This window comes from Mesorhizobium sp. CA6, assembly GCF_020165035.1.
GTDB lineage: Bacteria > Pseudomonadota > Alphaproteobacteria > Rhizobiales > Rhizobiaceae > Mesorhizobium.
In genome coordinates, this window is record NZ_JAIUHI010000006.1 from 88,143 (window position 1) to 105,789 (window position 17,647).

At 64.3% G+C, this 17,647-nt stretch carries 17 protein-coding genes and 1 pseudogene; 8 read left to right on the forward strand and 10 right to left on the reverse strand.

Annotated elements, in window-relative coordinates; translation table 11 throughout:
* Positions 1-127: 127 nt before the first annotated feature.
* The 9 genes and pseudogenes from rplI to LB526_RS10740 all read right to left on the reverse strand — a co-directional run bounded on the left by rplI (position 128) and on the right by LB526_RS10740 (position 7,094).
* Complete coding sequence (gene rplI / locus LB526_RS10700) at positions 128-712, reverse strand: 50S ribosomal protein L9 (protein ID WP_140842380.1); 585 nt, start codon at positions 710-712, stop codon at positions 128-130.
* Positions 713-929: 217 nt separating this feature from the next.
* Positions 930-1,178: a 30S ribosomal protein S18 gene (gene rpsR / locus LB526_RS10705; RefSeq protein WP_006203718.1), complete on the reverse strand. Its 249-nt coding sequence runs from the start codon at positions 1,176-1,178 to the stop codon at positions 930-932.
* The gene (rpsF, locus tag LB526_RS10710) at positions 1,178-1,663 is read right to left on the reverse strand and encodes a 30S ribosomal protein S6 (protein ID WP_095767001.1); all 486 of its coding nucleotides are present in this window, start codon (positions 1,661-1,663) and stop codon (positions 1,178-1,180) included. Before rpsF ends, rpsR begins: the two co-directional genes overlap by 1 nt.
* 359 nt (positions 1,664-2,022) lie before the next feature.
* The gene (locus LB526_RS10715; RefSeq protein WP_224627584.1) at positions 2,023-3,144 is read right to left on the reverse strand and encodes an ABC transporter permease; all 1,122 of its coding nucleotides are present in this window, start codon (positions 3,142-3,144) and stop codon (positions 2,023-2,025) included.
* 3 nt (positions 3,145-3,147) lie between these two features.
* On the reverse strand, positions 3,148-3,324 hold the full coding sequence (locus LB526_RS10720; protein WP_224627788.1) for a hypothetical protein: 177 nt from the start codon (positions 3,322-3,324) through the stop codon (positions 3,148-3,150).
* A gap of 93 nt (positions 3,325-3,417) precedes the next feature.
* Positions 3,418-3,930 (reverse strand): annotated as a pseudogene (locus LB526_RS29765) (ABC transporter ATP-binding protein); the annotation flags it as partial.
* Positions 3,878-4,492 carry an ABC transporter substrate-binding protein gene (locus LB526_RS10730; protein WP_224525027.1) on the reverse strand — a complete coding sequence of 205 codons (615 nt, stop codon included), beginning with the start codon at positions 4,490-4,492 and terminating at the stop codon, positions 3,878-3,880. The pseudogene LB526_RS29765 and the gene LB526_RS10730, both read right to left, overlap by 53 nt.
* Entirely contained in the window at positions 4,489-5,718 is a 1,230-nt protein-coding gene (locus LB526_RS10735) for a sulfotransferase family protein (RefSeq protein ID WP_224627587.1), read from the reverse strand. The genes LB526_RS10730 and LB526_RS10735 overlap by 4 nt, the downstream gene beginning before the upstream one ends.
* A complete protein-coding gene (locus LB526_RS10740; protein ID WP_318013257.1) occupies positions 5,718-7,094 on the reverse strand; it encodes a type III polyketide synthase in 1,377 nt (458 codons plus the stop codon). Before LB526_RS10740 ends, LB526_RS10735 begins: the two co-directional genes overlap by 1 nt.
* On the opposite strand from LB526_RS10740, the gene LB526_RS10745 reads away from it, so the two are divergent.
* Positions 7,071-7,775: a methyltransferase domain-containing protein gene (locus tag LB526_RS10745; RefSeq protein WP_224627588.1), complete on the forward strand. Its 705-nt coding sequence runs from the start codon at positions 7,071-7,073 to the stop codon at positions 7,773-7,775. The genes LB526_RS10740 and LB526_RS10745 overlap by 24 nt on opposite strands.
* The gene (locus tag LB526_RS10750; RefSeq protein WP_224525016.1) at positions 7,772-8,944 is read left to right on the forward strand and encodes an NAD(P)/FAD-dependent oxidoreductase; all 1,173 of its coding nucleotides are present in this window, start codon (positions 7,772-7,774) and stop codon (positions 8,942-8,944) included. The genes LB526_RS10745 and LB526_RS10750 overlap by 4 nt, the downstream gene beginning before the upstream one ends.
* Positions 8,945-9,147: 203 nt before the next feature.
* Here LB526_RS10750 and LB526_RS10755 read toward each other — a convergent pair whose 3' ends face one another.
* A complete protein-coding gene (locus tag LB526_RS10755; protein WP_095767007.1) occupies positions 9,148-11,073 on the reverse strand; it encodes an LTA synthase family protein in 1,926 nt (641 codons plus the stop codon).
* 276 nt (positions 11,074-11,349) lie between these two features.
* On the opposite strand from LB526_RS10755, the gene fabD reads away from it, so the two are divergent.
* The 6 genes from fabD to LB526_RS10785 all read left to right on the forward strand — a co-directional run bounded on the left by fabD (position 11,350) and on the right by LB526_RS10785 (position 17,646).
* Complete coding sequence (gene fabD, locus LB526_RS10760) at positions 11,350-12,303, forward strand: ACP S-malonyltransferase (protein ID WP_224525012.1); 954 nt, start codon at positions 11,350-11,352, stop codon at positions 12,301-12,303.
* A gap of 302 nt (positions 12,304-12,605) precedes the next feature.
* Entirely contained in the window at positions 12,606-13,343 is a 738-nt protein-coding gene (fabG, locus tag LB526_RS10765) for a 3-oxoacyl-[acyl-carrier-protein] reductase (RefSeq protein WP_140783695.1), read from the forward strand.
* Between the two features lie 198 nt (positions 13,344-13,541).
* Positions 13,542-13,778, forward strand: coding sequence for an acyl carrier protein (locus LB526_RS10770; protein ID WP_006203723.1), 237 nt, complete (start codon positions 13,542-13,544; stop codon positions 13,776-13,778).
* A gap of 34 nt (positions 13,779-13,812) precedes the next feature.
* Positions 13,813-15,075 carry a beta-ketoacyl-ACP synthase II gene (gene fabF, locus LB526_RS10775; protein WP_224525009.1) on the forward strand — a complete coding sequence of 421 codons (1,263 nt, stop codon included), beginning with the start codon at positions 13,813-13,815 and terminating at the stop codon, positions 15,073-15,075.
* Between the two features lie 243 nt (positions 15,076-15,318).
* Complete coding sequence (mltG, locus tag LB526_RS10780; protein WP_224627589.1) at positions 15,319-16,509, forward strand: endolytic transglycosylase MltG; 1,191 nt, start codon at positions 15,319-15,321, stop codon at positions 16,507-16,509.
* Between the two features lie 246 nt (positions 16,510-16,755).
* Complete coding sequence (locus LB526_RS10785) at positions 16,756-17,646, forward strand: YicC/YloC family endoribonuclease (RefSeq protein WP_224605580.1); 891 nt, start codon at positions 16,756-16,758, stop codon at positions 17,644-17,646.
* The last annotated feature ends 1 nt before the right edge of the window (position 17,647 follow it).

Below are 17,647 nucleotides of genomic sequence, written 5' to 3' on the forward strand. Positions count from 1 at the left end.
GGGGTGTCGAAAAGTTCCTTTTGGCACAAAAAAGCCCGGGTCGAAGACCCGGGCGTTGGTCCAGAAATCCTGGACGTCTGCGAACCGAAGCGAGGCTTCGGAGGATATGCCAAATCAGGCCCAGAGATCAGGCGTTTTCTTCGCCGCCTTCGAATTCGGCGTTCGGGTCGAAGAAATTCTCCGGCCGGGCGTTGTCGTTGATGTCCTCGCCATAAATGGCTTCGGCGGTGGTCAGCGTCTCGCCCTTGGCCTGGCGCTCCGCCTCGTCGGCCGAACGGGCGACGTTGAGCGTCACGGTGACCTCGACTTCCGGATGGAGCGCAATCGCCACGTTGGAGAGGCCGATGGTCTTGATCGGCTGGTTGAGCTCGACCTGGTTGCGGTTGACGGTGAAGCCTTCGGCGATCAGCAGATCGGCGATGTCGCGGGTCGACACCGAGCCGTAGAGCTGACCGGTTTCGCCGGCCGAGCGCACCACGATGAAGCTCTTGCCGTCGAGCTTCTCAGCGACCTGCATGGCCTCCGACTTACGCTCCAGATTGCGGGCTTCGAGCTGGGCGCGCTGGCCCTCGAACTTCTTCTTGTTGGCTTCGTTGGCGCGCAGCGCCTTGCCCTGCGGCAGCAGGAAATTGCGGGCGAACCCGTCCTTGACCTTGACGGTCTCGCCCATCTGGCCGAGGCGGGAAATGCGCTCGAGGAGAATGACTTCCATGGTTTCGTTCCTTCGGTTGGCGCCGGCCGGAAGGCTGGCGCAATGATCTGGAACAGGTCAGGAAGCTCTTTGCGGCGCTCGCCGCTCTTGTCGCTGTCCTGCCTGTCCTGGCAGTTAGAGGCCATCCGGCCCCAACTCGGGATTTGATTTGAACCGCGGCGCCCGTCGCCGTGGGTGGGGATGCGGGCGCCAAGCGCCCGCATCGAAGTTTCAGGCCTCAGCGAACCACATAGGGCAGCAGGCCGAGGAAGCGGGCGCGCTTGATCGCCTTGGCGAGCTCGCGCTGCTTCTTCTGGCTGACGGCGGTGATGCGCGAGGGCACGATCTTGCCGCGTTCGGAAATGTAGCGCTGCAGGAGACGCACGTCCTTGTAGTCGATCTTGGGCGCGTTGGCGCCGGAGAACGGGCAGGTCTTGCGGCGGCGGTGGAAGGGGCGCCGGGTCGGGATCTGGTTGATGTCGACCATTATTCTGCACCTCCTTCAACGCCTTCGCGCGGACGGCGCGGGCCACGGTCGCCGCCGTCACGGTCGCCGAACGAACGCGGGCCGCGGTCACCGCGGTCGCGGTCGCCGAACGAACGCGGGCCACGGTCGCGGTCGCCGAAGCCGCCGCGCTCGGAGCGCTCTTCGCGCTTCTGCATCATCGCCGAGGCGCCTTCCTCATGCGCTTCCACCTTGATGGTGAGGAAGCGAAGGACGTCTTCCGACAGGCCCATCTGGCGCTCCATTTCGTTGAGCGCGGCCGGCGGGCAGGTGATGTCCATCAGCGTGTAGTAAGCCTTCCGGTTCTTCTTGACCCGGTAGGTGAGGGACTTCAGTCCCCAGTTCTCGATCCGGCCGACCGAGCCGCCATTCGCCGTGATGACGCCCTTGTACTGTTCGACAAGCGCATCAACCTGCTGCTGCGACAGGTCCTGCCGGGCAAGAAACACATGTTCGTAAAGAGCCATTATGTTTAAGTGCCTTTCTTCGTTTCTCTCACCGGCCCTCGCGGCTAAGCCTCTGCAACTTGTCTGACCCGATCGCGAAAGAGCGGGGAAGAAAGGAGCATCACGAGACGGTCGAGAGCGGAGACACGGGAGGCTGGAAGCCCTTCCGGCTTCGCGTCGCGACCTTCGAAAAGGCCGCGGCCCTCCGTTCAGCCCCCAGCAAGGACCGGCAGATTGCGCGGGTCTATATAGCAATTCGCCAGGAAGGCAAGGCCCGGCCTGCGTCGCCGATGCCGCGGACCTGCGAACCGGCCGTTTCGTTTACACGACAGATTGATGCTTTTGCTGGGACCGGAGCGCTGCCCGGCCGACACGGCAAGTCAGATCCTGCGGAGCGCTTCAGCGGGGAGAAGGCGCGTGGCGCGCCAAGCCGGGTAGAGTGCGCCGAGCGGACCGGCGATGAAGACGAAGATCAGCGCCTGGGCGATCGACCAGCCTGACAGATAGGGCACGATCAGCCCCGCCGCGACCCTTGTCTTCGCCGCCGCTTCCATGGTCAGGGCGCCGAGAACGATGCCGATAACGCCGCCGGCTGCGCTCATGAAGACGCCTTCGATGAGGATGAGCCGAAGAATCCGCCGCGGCGCCCAGCCAAGCGCCGCCAGAACACCAATCTCGAACGTCCGTTCGTTCACGGCCATCAGCAGCGTGTTGGCGACCGCAACCGAGGCCATCGCCATGACGACCAGCGAAATCGTGCGGGCGATCGCCCGAAGCAGATCGAAGATGCGAATGCTGTTGGCGAACTGCTCGGTGTCGACGACCACGAATCCCGGCGCGGCTGCAACGAGCCGGGTTCGGGCAGCGGCGATGCCGTCGGCGTCGAGCGGGCGCTTCAGTCTTACCTCGAACAAGGTAAAGGCGTCCTCCCGCGACAGGAGCTGCTGCAGCCCCTCGAGCGGAACGATGGCGCTGTTCTGGTTCAGCATGGACGAGAACGACGCGATGCCGACGATCCGATAGGGCTGGAACTGCAGCTCGACGGTATCGCCGACCCGCTTGTCCAATGCGCCGGCGATCGATTGGCCAAGGATCACCGGCCACGGGTCCCCCGGCACAGGGAGCCGCCCCGCCACGAGCGGCACGTCTTTCCAAAGGAAGCTGCCGCTTGGCCAGCCGGCCATGACGATATTGGCGTCCTCGTCGGCGGTGGTGATGTTGAGGAGAACGCCCGACACCGCCTCGACATTCGGCACCGCCGAGAGCGCCGGGCCGAGCGCTCTGGGCACGGTGCTGCTCACCAAATTGAAGGTGCTGCGCTGGCTAACCACCAGATCCGCGCCGTTCTCGTCGATTCCCGACGCAAATGATCGCTGGACGCCGGCGGTCAGGCCGCTAAGTGCCACGAAGCCGGCGACCGCCAAGGCGATGCCGAGCACCGTGAGCAAAGTGCGCAGCGGACGTGCGATGAGACCGCGCAAGGGCAGGGTCAGCTCCGTCATGGGCTAGCCGATCCGCGATGCCGGTGCGGGCGCTGAGATTGCCGCCATCCGGCTGTCCGAGCGGATGCGGCCATCCGAGATCTCGACCCGGCGTCCGCACAACGCGGCCACGTCCTCGTCATGGGTCACCACGATTACTGCGGTCCCGAACTCGCGATGCGCATTGCCGATGATGTCCATGACGGATTGGCTTGTCTGCACGTCGAGGCTTCCTGTCGGCTCGTCGGCAAGAAGAAGCTTCGGACGGTTGGCCAGCGCCCGCGCAATTGCAAGGCGCTGGCGCTCGCCGCCGGAAAGCTCGGCCGGCTGCAGCATAGCGCGATCGGCAAGACCGAAATGCGCCAGAAGTTCCAGCGCGCGAGCGCGACGCTGCTGCGCTCCGCCGAGGTTTCCCAGCAGGGCCACCTCGATGTTTTCGCGCGCCGACAAGGAGGGGAGCAGGCAAAAGTTCTGGAACACGATGCCGATCCTGCTGGCCCGGACTGCTGCCCACGCAGCGCTTCCGTTGACGGCCCGTCCTTCGAACCGAACTTCGCCGCGGGTCGGCCGGTCAAGCCCGCAGACCAGGTTCAGGATCGTCGATTTGCCGCTGCCGCTGCGGCCGACAATCGCGACGGTCTCGTCATTCCCGATTGCGAGCGACACGTCGTCGACGGCGACGATGCGGCCGCCGTCAAAATCGCGGCCGACATTGCTCAATTCGACGAGGAGGGACATGAGCGCCGGCGAGGAGTCATACCCGGCCTTTCCTGAGATCGACGACAAGCGCGGGGATCGAGCCGCCATTGCCGGCGAGGATCTGGCCGATGCGGTCCCGCTGCCGCACGGTCACCGACCCGCCGTCGACAAAGACATCGCCGATACAGAGTTGCCCGCGGCAGCGGCGGACACGCCAGTCCACGGACGTTGGGCCGCGGAGCTGCCGGCGGAATTCGCTGCGCACCAGTATGTCGCCGTTGGCCAGGGTCTTTGTGCCGAGCACGGTGAAAGTCTTGTCCTGCGTCCGTTCCAGCTTGTCGGCCAGCCCGTGTGCGATGGCATAAAGAAGCGCATCGACCACCGCGGCGCGGTCGTCCGCGCTCGCGCTGCGCCAGCGCGTCCCGAGCACGGCCTGGGCAATTCCCTTTCCGTCGAAGGCCGCTGAGATCGAGCGGAGCTGCGCCTCGGCGGGCCCGCCGTGCCCGAGCACGAGCGCCGCCTGGCGCACGGTCTCAACCAGCTTGATCGCATCGCCTTGCTCGTCGGCAACCGCCGAGATCGGCGGGGCGCAGATGCTGAGCAACAGAGGGACGAGCAACAGCCGGGCCAAACCTGCCCAGCTTGCGTATGACCATGGGCCCGCCGTCATGATGCCATGTCATCCAATGCGCGGTTGGCTGTCAATATTGACCGTCCGGGAGGCAGCGCAGGCACATGCCCGAAATTGGAAGCGAGCGGTTCGAGGCGGGCTAGGCGCGCTTTCTGCCCTTCCGTCAGGTCGGGATGGCGGTTGCGCGGCTGTTTGCCGAACGTCGCGGCGACTTGCAGCATGCGCTCCTCGCAGCCTTGGGAGAATGGCAGGCCCAGTTCGCGGTAGATCCGCTTCATCTCGCCCGTCGGATCGGCAATAAGATCCTGTAGCCGCACCTCGGCGAGGTCGGCGGCTGGAATCCGGGTTCTATCAGCCAGATAGTGCATCTCCGTCGCGAGATATTCGCAGGCGATGATCTCTTCCTGCTCGTGCTCGGGCAGCGGCGGCTGCAGGGCGAACGCACGCTGCAACTCGCGCGTCAGAACAAGGTTGGACCGGAACACCGCTTCCGGCGAACGCGAGATGTGGACAAACTTGGCGCCAGGGAACAGCTCCAAAAGGTGGCGGACGCGCGCCGTGTGGCTCGGCGACTTGAGTAGAAGTCGCCGCCCTCCGGCAACGAGCGTGAGCTTCTGCACGAAAGCGAGCTGATGTGAGCGCCAGCGGTTCAGCTCTTGCGCCGAAAGCGAGTCGAGATCCTGATACCGATTGAAGAAGGCTTGCCGGCGGGGAAGCACGGCTCGTCCCGCTAGGATCGACATTCCACCCAGATTGTTCAATGCGAAGTCGTCCTCCGCCGGCAGCCTGGCGCCAACCGGCACGACCGCGTCGAGGCGCGTCAAAGGCAGCAAGGGCACGAAAAGATAGCGCAGCAGGGCCCAGCCAAGGACGAATGTCTGAGGCGCCAGGACCTGCGGCCAGCCCGGCGATCTCAGGTCCGGGTCCGCCGACAGCAGGTTCTGCAAAAAAGTCGTCCCGGAGCGGAAGTAGCCAAGAACGAACACAGGCGCGTTATCCGGTTCCATCCGGGGAGGTCGCAGCCGCAGCCATGCCCCAAGGATCACGCGCTCCGGCAGGGAGGCGATCGTGTTGATGCCCGAAATCAGGAACAGGAGCATCAGGCGCGGCCAATAAACGGGAGGCAGCCGGCCTTCCGCACGCCATAGGACCCGCAACACGGCGTCAAGAGGTGCCATACACATGAAGTGCGGATACGGCAGGTAGGGCACCAGCCAACGGGCTGCGAAAGCACGGACGCGGTGCCGCATGGCATTCGACTTCATCAGGCAGTCCGGAACATCATGGTCTCGGTGGTCAATCCCGGCCCGAACGCCATGCCGCAGCCGAGCAAGCCCGACGGCTCCTTCAGCATTTCGGCCATCGCGAACATTACGGTGGCCGACGACATGTTGCCGTATTGCCGGAGCACTTCGCGCGATGCGGCGAGCGCGGCCGGCTTCAGTTCGAGCGCCCGCTCGACCGCGTCGAGCACCGAGCGGCCGCCGGGATGCACCGCCCACAAATCGATCTCCTTGGCGGGCCTGCCGCCGAGGATGGCCGGATGCTCGTTGCGCAGCGTCTCACGGACGGCACCGGGAACCTGCCCGGACAGCACCATGTCAAAGCCGTCGTCGCGGATATTCCAGCTCATCAGCTCCTTGCGCTCCGCCGCCACGATCGCGTGGAAGCTTTCGAGCAGGATGCCGTGCGGCTCGGCTGTCACCAGCGAGGCCGCGCACCCGTCGCCCCATAGACAGAACGAGATCAGCTTCTCGAGCTCCGTGGCTTCCTTGAAATGCAGCGTGCACAATTCGATGTTGACGATCAGCACGCGGGCCTTCGGATCCGATCGCACGATGTGGCGCGACAGCTTCAAGGCGTTGATGGCGGCATAGCATCCCATGAAGCCGATGATGGTGCGCTCGACCGACGTCGACAGGCCGCATCGCTGCACCAGCTCGAGGTCGATGCCGGGCGCCGAAAAGCCGGTGCAGCTCGTCACGATCAAATGCGTGATCAGCGAGCGGTCGTCGTTGGCCAGAAGTCTGTCGACGGCCCTTTGCGCGAGCTCCGGTGCGGCGGCTTCGTACATCCGCATACGCGTTGCGGTGCTGGCGAACGAGCCTCTGACCGAGGTGCCGTCGCGGTCGATTGCCCCGCCGCGCGGATCGTCGGCAGGCGCAAAGCAGGAATAACGATGTTCGATCCCGGCCAGAGCGACCATTCGCTCGAAGAGCGCAAGGCGCTGCGCGTCGTTTTCAAGCAGCGAGGCTCCATAGCCGAGGAAGAACCGATGCACGTCATGTTCGGGGACACACGTGGCAATGCCGTTCAGATACGCTTGAGGGGACAAAATAGCTCCGAGCATGAGCGCAATCGGGCTCATAAGGTCTGCGAATTGGAGAAGCGTTCCTAAGGTAAACGCCTGCATAGAGCATTTTATTGCGCGGTGCCGATATTTCTCATTAGCAAACTGTGATATCAGCCTCCGATGTCGCATGAAGGGACCGACTTTCTTCGGTATCCGGGTGGGTTCAAATGCGGGTTCCGCGACCAGCAGCGCGCTGCCATGAAGGAACGACCCGAATTCTATTTGCCGGATTGCCGGCTGAAGCCTAGATTTCCGATCCATCGCATGACCGACATGGACATCCGGCATCTGGAGCCAGAACTCCTCGACGGCCTCCCGGCCGACGATCCCCGTGCGATTGCATCCCGTCGCGATCTCGTTCGGATCAATGCATTGATGTTCCAGGCCAGGATCATGGCATCGCTGATGCGGCAAAACGTGCAAAAGCCGCCGCTGCGCATCCTCGAAATAGGCGCCGGCGACGGAAAGTTCATGCTGGCGGTGGCGCGGCTGATGGCGCGCCATTGGGCCGACGTCGAGATCGTCATGGTTGACAGGATCGGCCTGATAGGCGAGGACTTGCGCAGCTCTTTCGCTGAATTGGGTTGGCGGGCGCAGCCCGTGACTGCGGATCTGTTCGATTGGACCCAGGACAGGCCCTTCGACCTTGTTTGCGCCAACCTTATCCTCCACCACTTCGACGACATGCGCCTGCAGGAGCTGTTTTCTCGGATGATGACGATGGCCCCGATGCTCGTCGCCACGGAGCCGTTGAGAGCCAAGGTGCCGCTTGTGGCGACACGGTTCCTGCGATTGATCGGCGCCTGTGCGGTAACGCTGAATGATGCAGCGCAAAGTGTGCGCGCCGGTTTTCGCGGCGCGGAACTTTCACAATTGTGGCAACTGTCGGGTGGAACGCCCGTGACGGAGGGCCGCAGAGGCCTGTTTACGCAAGGATTTGTCGGCGCGAGCACGCTCGACACGAAATGATGCACGACGCAATTGTCATCGGTGCCGGTCCTGCCGGAAGTTCCACCGCCATTGCACTCGCCCAACATGGTTGGTCGGTGGCAATGGTGGAGAAGGTGGTATTTCCTCGCCGCAAGGTCTGCGGCGAATTCATGTCGGGCACCAGCCTTGCCTTGCTCGATCAGCTGGGCGTCGGCGAGAGCTGGCGCGCGGAAGCCGGCCCCGAGATAAGGCGCGTCGGGTTCTTTTCGGGCGATGTCTCGGCGCAGGCGCGAATGCCGAGCGCCAAGACGGGTCTCGGCCGCGCGCTCGGCCGCGATCGTCTGGACACCATCCTGCTGCAGGCTGCCGAACGTGCGGGTGTCGAGATCCTCCAGCCTTGCAAGGCAGTCGCTATCCGCCGGCGCGATGACTTGCAATTTCTGACTGTGGAATCTGACCAGCAACAGAAGCTGCTCAGCACACCCGTCATCATTGCCGCGCACGGATCCTGGGAAACTGGGAAACTTCCGAGCCAGCTTGAAAGAACCAGCCAACCCTCCGACCTTTTCGGCTTCAAGGCGCATTTTACCGGCGCCGCGCTGGCGCCCGATCTGATGCCGCTGCTGGTATTCCCAGGCGGATATGGCGGGATGGTAACTGCGGACAATGGCCGGGTTTCAATCTCCTGCTGTATCCGCCGCGATGTTCTATCCGGGCTGCGCCGGCGCTTTGGGAATATTGCGGCGGCGGATGCGGTGTCGCGTCACGTCCTGGCCTCGTGCCGAGGCGTGCGAACTGCGCTGGCAGGTGCCGAATTGGATGGCCCATGGCTGGCTGCGGGACCGATTCATCCGGGCATCCGGGCCGGCTACGATCAGGGCATCTTCCGTGTCGGCAACATCGCGGGCGAGTCGCATCCTGTCATCGCCGAAGGGATTTCGATGGCGCTGCAATCGGGCTGGCTGCTTGCGCGAGAACTGATCGCATCGGGCAAACGTCGCGAGGACCGCGACGCCGCCGGGCATCGCTACGAACGCGAATGGCGTCGGCAATTCTCGACCCGTCTGCGTGCCGCGGCCTTGATTGCCAAAATAGCGCTTGGGCCAGGTGGCGCGCCGGCCATGCGCGCCGTGATCAAGAATTTTCCGGCCGCTTTGACGCTTGGCGCTCGGCTGAGTGGAAAGGTCCAGCCCGTTCCAGGCTTTTGACGTCTAGCGCGTTCACCGTTTCACGGAAACGGCGAAACGCCCTATCTCCTTGTTTTTTACGCAATTTCGGAGGGAAAACCGCTCACACTTTTCCTGGAATTGCTCTAAATCGCAGCGACGAAATCTTTCCAAGGCCCGGCATCGGAGCATCGTTTCCCGCCACGGACCGGGATAGCCGCGATCGGCTGTGACCGCCGGTCAGCTCAGCTTGTATGCGCGACCAGCCTGTTCACCGTCTCGGGGAAGAAATCGGGCGCCGAGAGCCGCTTGCCGAACATCATGTCGTATTGGATGAGCCGGAAATCGTTGATCTTCGGATCGATCTGCTTCTGCCTCGCCCAATCCGGCGTTGCTTCGCCCACGGGCGACAGGAGCAGGTTGCGGTCGACCACCCGGTAGTGTTCGCGCAGCGCGCCGAGGAAGCCGGTGTAATAGGGGTGGCTGATGCCTGCCGTGGTCAGGATATGATAGGGCAGGAAGGCCGGGCTCACCGAGCCGATGTTCTCGACCGGACCGGAGCGGTTCGACCAGATAACCAAAGGCGTATCGTGGTGTTCGAGCGCGGCGACCGCCGGCTCCTTGCGCGGCGCGACATTGTCCTTGAGGAAGCCGGTCTCGACATAGACGGGTCCGAGCGGCGGCAGATGGTCGCCGAAGAAGGCGATGATGGTCGGCCGCTGGCGGGCCTTCGCCCAGTCGATCAGGCGCTGCAGGCCGCGGTCGGCGTCGGCCGACCCCTCGGCATAGGAAAGCAGCGATTCCCGCGCCCAGGAACTGATCGGCGCGTCGATCGAATGCGTCGGGTTGTAGTAGCGGTAGGGCTCGTAAGGACCGTGGTTCTGCAGGCTGACGGCGAACAGGAACACCGGATCGTCGCTGGTGTCGGCCTCGCGGATGATCTCGTCGGTCATCGCCGCGTCGGAAGCCAGCGGCCCGCGCTTTTCCATCGGCGGCAGCGTCTCTTCGGAGCGGAAGTCGTTGAAGCCGAAATCGGCATAGACGGCGCCGCGGTTCCAGAACCAGTTGGTGCCGGGATGGATGGCGCGCGCCCGGTAACCCTGGCTCTTCAGGAAGGTCGCCAGCGACGGGGTCGGGGTGCGCACATATTGCTGATAGGGGATCGAGCCGGCCGGCAGGAAGGCGTTGGAAAAGCCGGTCAGCGCCTCGAACTCAATATTGGCGGTCATGCCGCCGAACTCGGGCGAGAACATCGAGCCGGAGCGCAACGCCCTGACCGTCGGGATCGGGTCGGGCTTGATGGTGACGCCGGGCAGGTGCGTCGGATCCCAGAAGGATTCGCTCATCACCACCACGATATCCGGCTTCTCGTCCGGCATGGAAGCGGCGGCGTCGGGGCGCTGGATCGCGGCCATCGTCTTCTCGGAATAGCCGGGCGGCGCCGCGACATGCGCCATCGGCACGTTCATCGCGAAGGCCAGCGCAAAGCCGTTGGAGGCGTAGTTCTCCTTCTGGTCCCACATGATCGGGATGATCTGCAGCCGGTCGCGCGTCCACGAGAAGGTGGCGTAGTCCATGATCGAGACGAAGAAGGCGAGCAGCGGCACGGCAAGCGCCAGCCGCGCCAGGCGGCCCTTGCGGCTGAGGATGGGTACTCGCCGGCGCCAGGTCCGCCAGCCGTAGACGAGCAGCGTCAGACCGCCTACGATGCCGACCGCCAGCATGACGGCCGTCCACGGGCGCTCGCGCACCAGGAGCGGCATCAGCGCCATGATCTGGCGGGCGAACAGGAAATCCGTGGGATAGAGCGGGTCGCCGAGGTAACGCGATTTCTGGTGGCCGACAAAGGCCAGCGCCAGCGTCAGCGGCGCCACGATCATCAGGCTCTGGTGGCTTCGGCCGAGTATGGCGTCCAGCCCGAGCAGCACCAGGGCGAAGACGATGATGGTGGTCCAGCCGGGCTTGAAGGGCTGCATGAAGAAATCGACTGTGCCGAAGAAATCGCCGCGTACGATCAGCTCGATCGCGAAGACGAGCAGGGCTGAGGCAAGAAGCGTCGACAGGCCGTAGCGTACGGTCGGCCAGGCTCGTCCCGGCAGATAGCCGGTGGACGGATCGTCTTCCAAAAATTGCGGCGCGGGTTTGGCCGCGCCTTTTCTGATCCTTGCCACTTTGCTTCCCCGGCCCTTGTCACGCGTCTTCCACTCGCGTCACGCCACTGTCATCGAAATGTCACGCAAAGCTAGCGCCTGTGGCGGAAATAAGAAGAGCCAGCAAACTAAACGTGAGCGGTTTTCATCAGGTGTGATCAAGTAAAAGGCCTTTTGGAACAGGCAGTCAGCAGGATTTCCGACCGAAATGCAGGCCGAAGAGACGCCTGCGGGCTTGACTTGGCTGTCCGCCTTGCGCCAGAGGCAGACAAAACCAGCCTCTGGAGAGACCTCAAAATGGCCGTCGCATTCACCTTTCCGGGACAGGGCAGCCAGGCCGTCGGCATGGGCAAGGACCTCGCCGATGCATTCCCCGAAGCGCGTCGCATCTTCGAGGAAGTGGACGCAGCGCTCGGCGAAAAACTGTCGAAACTCATCTGGGAAGGGCCGGAAGAGACGCTGACGCTGACCGCCAATGCCCAGCCGGCGCTGATGGCGGTGTCGCTGGCGGCGATGCGCGCGCTCGAAGCGCGCGGCTTCTCGCTGAAGGACAAGGTGGCTTATGTCGCCGGCCATTCGCTTGGTGAATATTCCGCGCTTGCTGCGGCCGGCTTCGTTTCGGTCGGCGACGCGGCGCGGCTGCTTCGGACCCGCGGCAACGCCATGCAGGCGGCGGTGCCGGCCGGCGAGGGCGCCATGGCCGCGATCATCGGGCTGGAACAGGCCGACGTCGAGGCCGCTTGCGCCGAGGCAGCTCGCGAGGTCGGCAACGGCTCCGTCTGCCAGGTCGCCAACGACAATGGCGGCGGCCAGCTGGTGATCTCCGGCGCCAGGCCGGCGGTCGAGCTGGCGGCGAAGCTGTGCACCGAAAAAGGCGCCAAGCGGGCGCTGATGCTGCAGGTTTCCGCCCCCTTTCATTCGGCGCTGATGACGCCTGCCGCCGACATAATGCGCGAGGCGCTGGCCGGTGTCGCGAAATCCGCGCCGGTGGTTCCGATCGTCTCGAACGTCACCGTAACCCCGACCAGCGACCCCGATGAGATCGTCCGCCGCCTGGTCGAGCAGGTGGTTGCCCGGGTGCGCTGGCGAGAGACGGTGGAATGGTTTGGCGCCAACGGCGTCGCGAGCCTCTATGAAGTCGGCGCAGGCAAGGTGCTGTCGGGCCTGGCGCGCCGCATCAACCGCGACATCGCCACCGGCGCCGTGGGCACGGCGGCGGAAGTCGAGGCCGCGCTGGCGGCTTTGGGGTGAGGCCCCGTTTTCGTCATTCTAGGGCGGAGCAAGGAGCGAAGCGACGCAGCGCAGACCCTAGAATCCATGCCGTGACTTGGAAGTGCCGCCGCGGTGCAGAATTCTGCTCCGTTGCATCCTTCGGCCAATGTCACGGCATGGATCCTCGGGTCTACGCGTCCGCTTCGCTCCCGCTCCGCCCGTGGATGACGACGGGAAGGAGGCCTTCGCCAATGTCCGACGCTTGTCTAGCGTGACTTGGACGATATGACGTATACGGAACGCGACTGCTTGCAGCCGTCTGGAAAAATGAGGTTGAAGATATGTTCGAACTGACCGGCCGGAAGGCGCTCGTCACCGGCGCATCGGGAGGCATCGGCGAGGCGATCGCCAGGGTGCTGCACAGCCAGGGCGCGATCGTCGGCCTGCACGGAACCCGTGTGGAGAAGCTGGAAGCCTTGGCGGGCGAATTGGGCGACCGCGTAAAACTGTTTCCGGCGGACCTGACGAACCGCGACGCGGTCAAGGCGCTCGGCCAGAAAGCGGAGGCCGATCTCGAAGGCGTCGACATCCTGGTCAACAATGCCGGCATCACTAAGGACGGCCTGTTCGTGCGCATGTCGGACGCCGACTGGGATTCGGTGATCGAGGTCAACCTTACTGCCGTGTTCCGGCTGACCCGCGAGCTGACGCATCCGATGATGCGCCGCCGCCATGGCCGCATCATCAACATCACCTCGGTGGTCGGCGTCACCGGCAATCCCGGCCAGACCAACTACTGCGCCTCCAAGGCAGGCATGATCGGCTTTTCCAAGTCGCTGGCGCAGGAGATCGCCACCCGCAACATCACCGTCAACTGCGTCGCCCCGGGCTTCATCGAATCGGCCATGACCGACAAGCTCAACGACAAGCAGAAAGAGACGATCATGGCCGCGATCCCGACCCGGCGCATGGGCACCAGCGTTGAAGTGGCGTCCGCCGTCGCTTATCTCGCCTCCAATGAGGCGGCCTATGTCACCGGCCAGACCATTCACGTCAACGGCGGCATGGCAATGATCTGAGGCAGGGCGGGCGCCTGTGAAAACAGCCATTTCGGCTTGGACGCCCGTCATTTTTCGTGTAATGCGGCCCGCAACCCGGCGGTTCGGGCAAAAACCGGTCCTGTGGCGTTGCGTTGCCCGCAAGACCATCTTTCAGCTTGATTAGCGGCATTCCGCCCGCTAACGAAGATAGACAACCTAAGACGAGGATTGCCCCAAATGAGTGACACCGCAGAGCGCGTCAAGAAGATCGTCATCGAGCATCTCGGCGTCGATGCCGACAAGGTGACGGAGCAGGCGAGCTTCATCGACGATCTGGGCGCGGACAGCCTCGACACGGTTGAACTCGTCATGGCGTTCGAAGAAGAGTTCGGCGTCGAGATTCCGGACGATGCGGCCGAGACCATCCTCACCGTCGGCGACGCCGTCAAGTATATCGACAAGGCCTCGGCCTGAGTTCTTTCGCAGGCATAACCGGGGAGGACCTGCGATGAGGCGTGTCGTCGTCACGGGCCTTGGCCTGCTTTCGCCGTTCGGCATGGGCGTCGAGCATAGCTGGCGGGAATTGCTCTCCGGCCGCAGCGCCTGCCGGCGTGTCACCGAATTCGAGGTGGACGATCTTGCCTGCAAGATCGCCCACATCATTCCGCGCGGCGACGGCTCGAACGGCACCTTCAATCCGGAGGCTGTGCTCGAGCCGAAGGAACTGCGCAAGATCGGCGAGTTCATTCTCTACGGCATCGCGGCCGCCGACGAGGCGCTGGCCGATTCCGGCTGGAAGCCTGAGACACATGAGGACCAGTGCGCCACCGGCGTTCTGATCGGCTCCGGCATCGGCGGCATCGACGGCATCGCCGAGAACGCGATGATCCTGAAGGAACGCGGCCCGCGCCGCATCAGCCCCTTCTTCATCCCCGGACAGATCATCAATCTGGTTTCTGGCCAGGTTTCCATCCGCCACGGCCTGAAAGGCCCGAACCATGCGGTGGTCACTGCCTGCTCGACCGGCGCGCACGCCATTGGCGACGCCGCCCGGCTGATCATGTGGGGCGATGCCGATGTGATGCTGGCCGGCGGCGCCGAGGCGCCGGTCACCCGGCTGTCGATTGCCGGCTTCGCGGCCTGCCGGGCGCTGTCCACCGAGCGCAATGACAGCCCCGAAACAGCGTCGCGTCCTTATGATCGCGACCGCGACGGCTTCGTCATGGGCGAGGGCGCGGGCGTCGTCGTCCTGGAAGAGCTGGAGCACGCCAAGGCCCGCGGCGCCAAGATTTATGCCGAGGTCACCGGCTATGGCCTGACCGGCGATGCCCACCATATCACCGCGCCGGCCGAAGATGGCGATGGCGCCTTCCGCTGCATGATGGCGGCGCTGAACCGGGCGAAACTCTCGCCGGCCGACGTCGACTACATCAACGCGCACGGCACCTCGACCATGGCCGACACGATCGAGCTCGGCGCCGTCGAGCGGCTGGTCGGCAATGCCGCTTCGAAGATCTCGATGTCGTCGACCAAGTCGTCGATCGGCCATCTGCTGGGCGCCGCGGGTGCCGCGGAAGCGATTTTCTCGATCCTCGCCATCCGCGACAACGTCGCGCCGCCAACCATCAATCTCGACAATCCGGAACGCGAGACGGCGATCGATCTCGTGCCGAACAAGCCGCGCCAGCGTCAGATCGATGTCGCGCTGTCGAATTCCTTCGGCTTCGGCGGCACCAACGCCTCGCTCGTGTTCCAGCGCTACAATGGCTGAAAGGCCAACGGGAGCAATCCCGGAAAGAGTGCTCAACGCTTTCCGCCCCGGGATTGCTCAGAAAAAGACAACCAGCCGGCAGTCCCGCCACCTGCCGTCATTTTTGCCAAATTCTCCCCTAGTTTGTAGCTAGGGGATTCGTTGCAAGATCAGACGGTAGGGCGCGCCATGAGCACAAATCCTGGGAGCACAAATCCGGGCGGCGACGGGGATTTCGCACGGCAGGGCACAAAGGTGCCGATCATGCCGAAGACCGCGGCCGAGGCGTTGCGCCCGGAAGCCGGCACGCCGCCGCCGTCGAAGCGCTCGCGCGCTTCGCGCAGCCAGTTCGTCGTGTTCCTGAACTTCTTCCTCTCCATGGTTATCCTTGCGGTCATCGCCTCGGGTGCGGCGCTCTATTTCGGCATGCAGGCTTTCGTCGAGCCCGGCCCGTCCGCCAATGGCGACACCTTCATGATCAAGCCGAACACCGGCGTGCAGGAGATCGCCGACCAGCTGGAACGCCGCAGCCTGATCAGCGATGCCCGCATCTTCCGGCTCGGCGTGCGCGCCACGGGTAATGAATCGGCGCTCAAGGCCGGCGAATACGCCATCAAGCCGCGCGCCTCGATGCGCGACATCATGGAGCTCTTCAAGAGCGGCAAGTCGGTGATGTACTCGCTTACCATTCCCGAAGGGCTGACGGTCGAGCAGGCGCTGCTGCGCGTCGCCGATCAGGAGGCGCTCACCGGCGACATGCCGCCGACCTTGCCGCCGGAAGGTACCATCGCCACCGACACGCTGCGCTTCACCCGCGGCGCCACCAGGCAGCAAATGGTCGACAAGCTGGTCGCCGACCAGAAGAAGCTGGTCGAGGATGTCTGGTCGCATCGCGCGGCCGACCTGCCGATCGCCAACATCAACGACTTCGTCACGCTCGCCTCGATCGTCGAGAAGGAAACGGGCAGGAGCGACGAGCGCTCCCGCGTCGCCGCGGTGTTCCTCAACCGCCTGGCCAAGGGCATGCGGCTGCAGTCCGACCCGACCATCATCTACGGCCTGTTCGGCGGCAAGGGAAAGCCGGCGGACCGGCCGATCTACCAGTCCGACCTCGACAAGCAGACGCCCTACAACACCTACATGATCAAGGGCCTGCCGCCGACGCCAATCGCCAATCCGGGCCGCGCGGCGCTTGAAGCGGTCGCCAATCCGTCCAAGACCGACGACCTCTATTTCGTCGCCGACGGTAATGGCGGCCATGTCTTCGCGGCAACGCTGGAAGAGCACAACCAGAACGTCGCCCGTTACCGGGCGCTGCAGAAGAAGCAGGCTGATGCCGCCGCCAAGGCCTCGGGCCAGACGACGGCGCCGGCAGCCCCCGATGGCAACGCCGACAGCAGCGACGCCGGGGCCAATGGCGAGAATGGCGACGCCGGCGGCGACGACGCGCAATAGGCGCAATGCATGTCGTCCAAAAGTGCGCAGCGGTTTTGGGAAACGACATGCATCGAAACTCACTGCATGTCGCCCAAAAGTGCGCCGGCGGTTTTGGGAAACGACATGCATTACACAGAAGCACGCGTCCTTTGACGCGAGGCCATATTCATGTTTTGAGGGGATGCCGGCCGATCGTCCGGCGATTTTTGGGCGCGCAGCGCTGGGCAACGCATGCCTTGGCTGCGACAGGGGGACGACAGGGCAATGAGCCTGCAAAGCATGACCGGTTTTGCGCGGTGCGCCGCTGAAAGCGAGGGCACCTCGATAGCCTGGGAGGTGAAATCGGTGAACGGCAAGAGCGCCGAGGTGAGGCTGAGATTGCCGCAGGGTTTCGACCGGCTGGAGACGGCCGTCCGGCAGACCGTTCAGAAGCGTTTCGCGCGCGGCAATTTCCAGGCGACGTTGACCGTCGGCCGCGCCGCCGCAAGGCAAATCCAGCCGGTGGTCAACGAGGCGTTCCTCAAGGACCTGGCAGGGCTGGCCAGGCGTTTGCAGGAGCAGTTCGGCACCGAGCCCGCCACCGCCGACGGCCTGCTCTCCCTGCGCGGTGTGCTCGACATTCCCGAAGCCGTGGAGACGGAGGAGGAGCGGGCCGCTCTCGACGCCGCGATTCTGTCTGCGCTCGAGATGGCGCTCGCCGGGCTGGAGCAGGCGCGCCGCAGCGAGGGCGCGGCGCTGGGCGCGCTTCTTGCCGGCCATGTCGATATCATCGAGGCGCTGACGCTGAAGGCCGAGGCCGATCCCTCGCGCGAGCCCGCGGCAATCCGCGAGCGTATCGCCGAGCAGGTGCGCCTCTTGACGGATGCTTCGGCCAATCTCGACGCCATCCGGCTGCACCAGGAAGCGGCCTTCCTCGCCAGCAAGGCCGACATCCGCGAGGAGATCGACAGGTTGAAGACGCATGTCGCTTCGGCGCGCGCGCTGCTTAAAAGCGGCGCCGCCGTCGGCCGCAAGCTCGATTTTCTGGCGCAGGAATTCAATCGCGAATCGAATACCTTATGCTCCAAGTCGAACGCTGCCGCGGTCACCGCGATCGGGCTGGAGCTCAAGGCGGTGGTCGACCAGTTTCGCGAGCAGGTCCAGAATCTGGAGTGAC

Excerpts from the sequence above, each read along its gene's own strand:
- LB526_RS10750 (WP_224525016.1), top strand. The coding sequence starts at position 7,772 with ATGATGCACGACGCAATTGTCATCGGTGCCGGTCCTGCCGGAAGTTCC.
- fabF (WP_224525009.1), top strand. The coding sequence starts at position 13,813 with ATGAGGCGTGTCGTCGTCACGGGCCTTGGCCTGCTTTCGCCGTTCGGC.
- LB526_RS10740 (WP_318013257.1), bottom strand. The coding sequence starts at position 7,094 with ATGCCGGATGTCCATGTCGGTCATGCGATGGATCGGAAATCTAGGCTT.
- LB526_RS10720 (WP_224627788.1), bottom strand. The coding sequence starts at position 3,324 with ATGGACATCATCGGCAATGCGCATCGCGAGTTCGGGACCGCAGTAATC.
- rpsF (WP_095767001.1), bottom strand. The coding sequence starts at position 1,663 with ATGGCTCTTTACGAACATGTGTTTCTTGCCCGGCAGGACCTGTCGCAG.
- fabD (WP_224525012.1), top strand. The coding sequence starts at position 11,350 with ATGGCCGTCGCATTCACCTTTCCGGGACAGGGCAGCCAGGCCGTCGGC.
- rpsR (WP_006203718.1), bottom strand. The coding sequence starts at position 1,178 with ATGGTCGACATCAACCAGATCCCGACCCGGCGCCCCTTCCACCGCCGC.
- LB526_RS10770 (WP_006203723.1), top strand. The coding sequence starts at position 13,542 with ATGAGTGACACCGCAGAGCGCGTCAAGAAGATCGTCATCGAGCATCTC.
- fabG (WP_140783695.1), top strand. The coding sequence starts at position 12,606 with ATGTTCGAACTGACCGGCCGGAAGGCGCTCGTCACCGGCGCATCGGGA.
- LB526_RS10735 (WP_224627587.1), bottom strand. The coding sequence starts at position 5,718 with ATGAAGTCGAATGCCATGCGGCACCGCGTCCGTGCTTTCGCAGCCCGT.
- LB526_RS10745 (WP_224627588.1), top strand. The coding sequence starts at position 7,071 with ATGACCGACATGGACATCCGGCATCTGGAGCCAGAACTCCTCGACGGC.
- mltG (WP_224627589.1), top strand. The coding sequence starts at position 15,319 with ATGCCGAAGACCGCGGCCGAGGCGTTGCGCCCGGAAGCCGGCACGCCG.
- LB526_RS10730 (WP_224525027.1), bottom strand. The coding sequence starts at position 4,492 with ATGACGGCGGGCCCATGGTCATACGCAAGCTGGGCAGGTTTGGCCCGG.
- rplI (WP_140842380.1), bottom strand. The coding sequence starts at position 712 with ATGGAAGTCATTCTCCTCGAGCGCATTTCCCGCCTCGGCCAGATGGGC.
- LB526_RS10785 (WP_224605580.1), top strand. The coding sequence starts at position 16,756 with ATGAGCCTGCAAAGCATGACCGGTTTTGCGCGGTGCGCCGCTGAAAGC.
- LB526_RS10715 (WP_224627584.1), bottom strand. The coding sequence starts at position 3,144 with ATGACGGAGCTGACCCTGCCCTTGCGCGGTCTCATCGCACGTCCGCTG.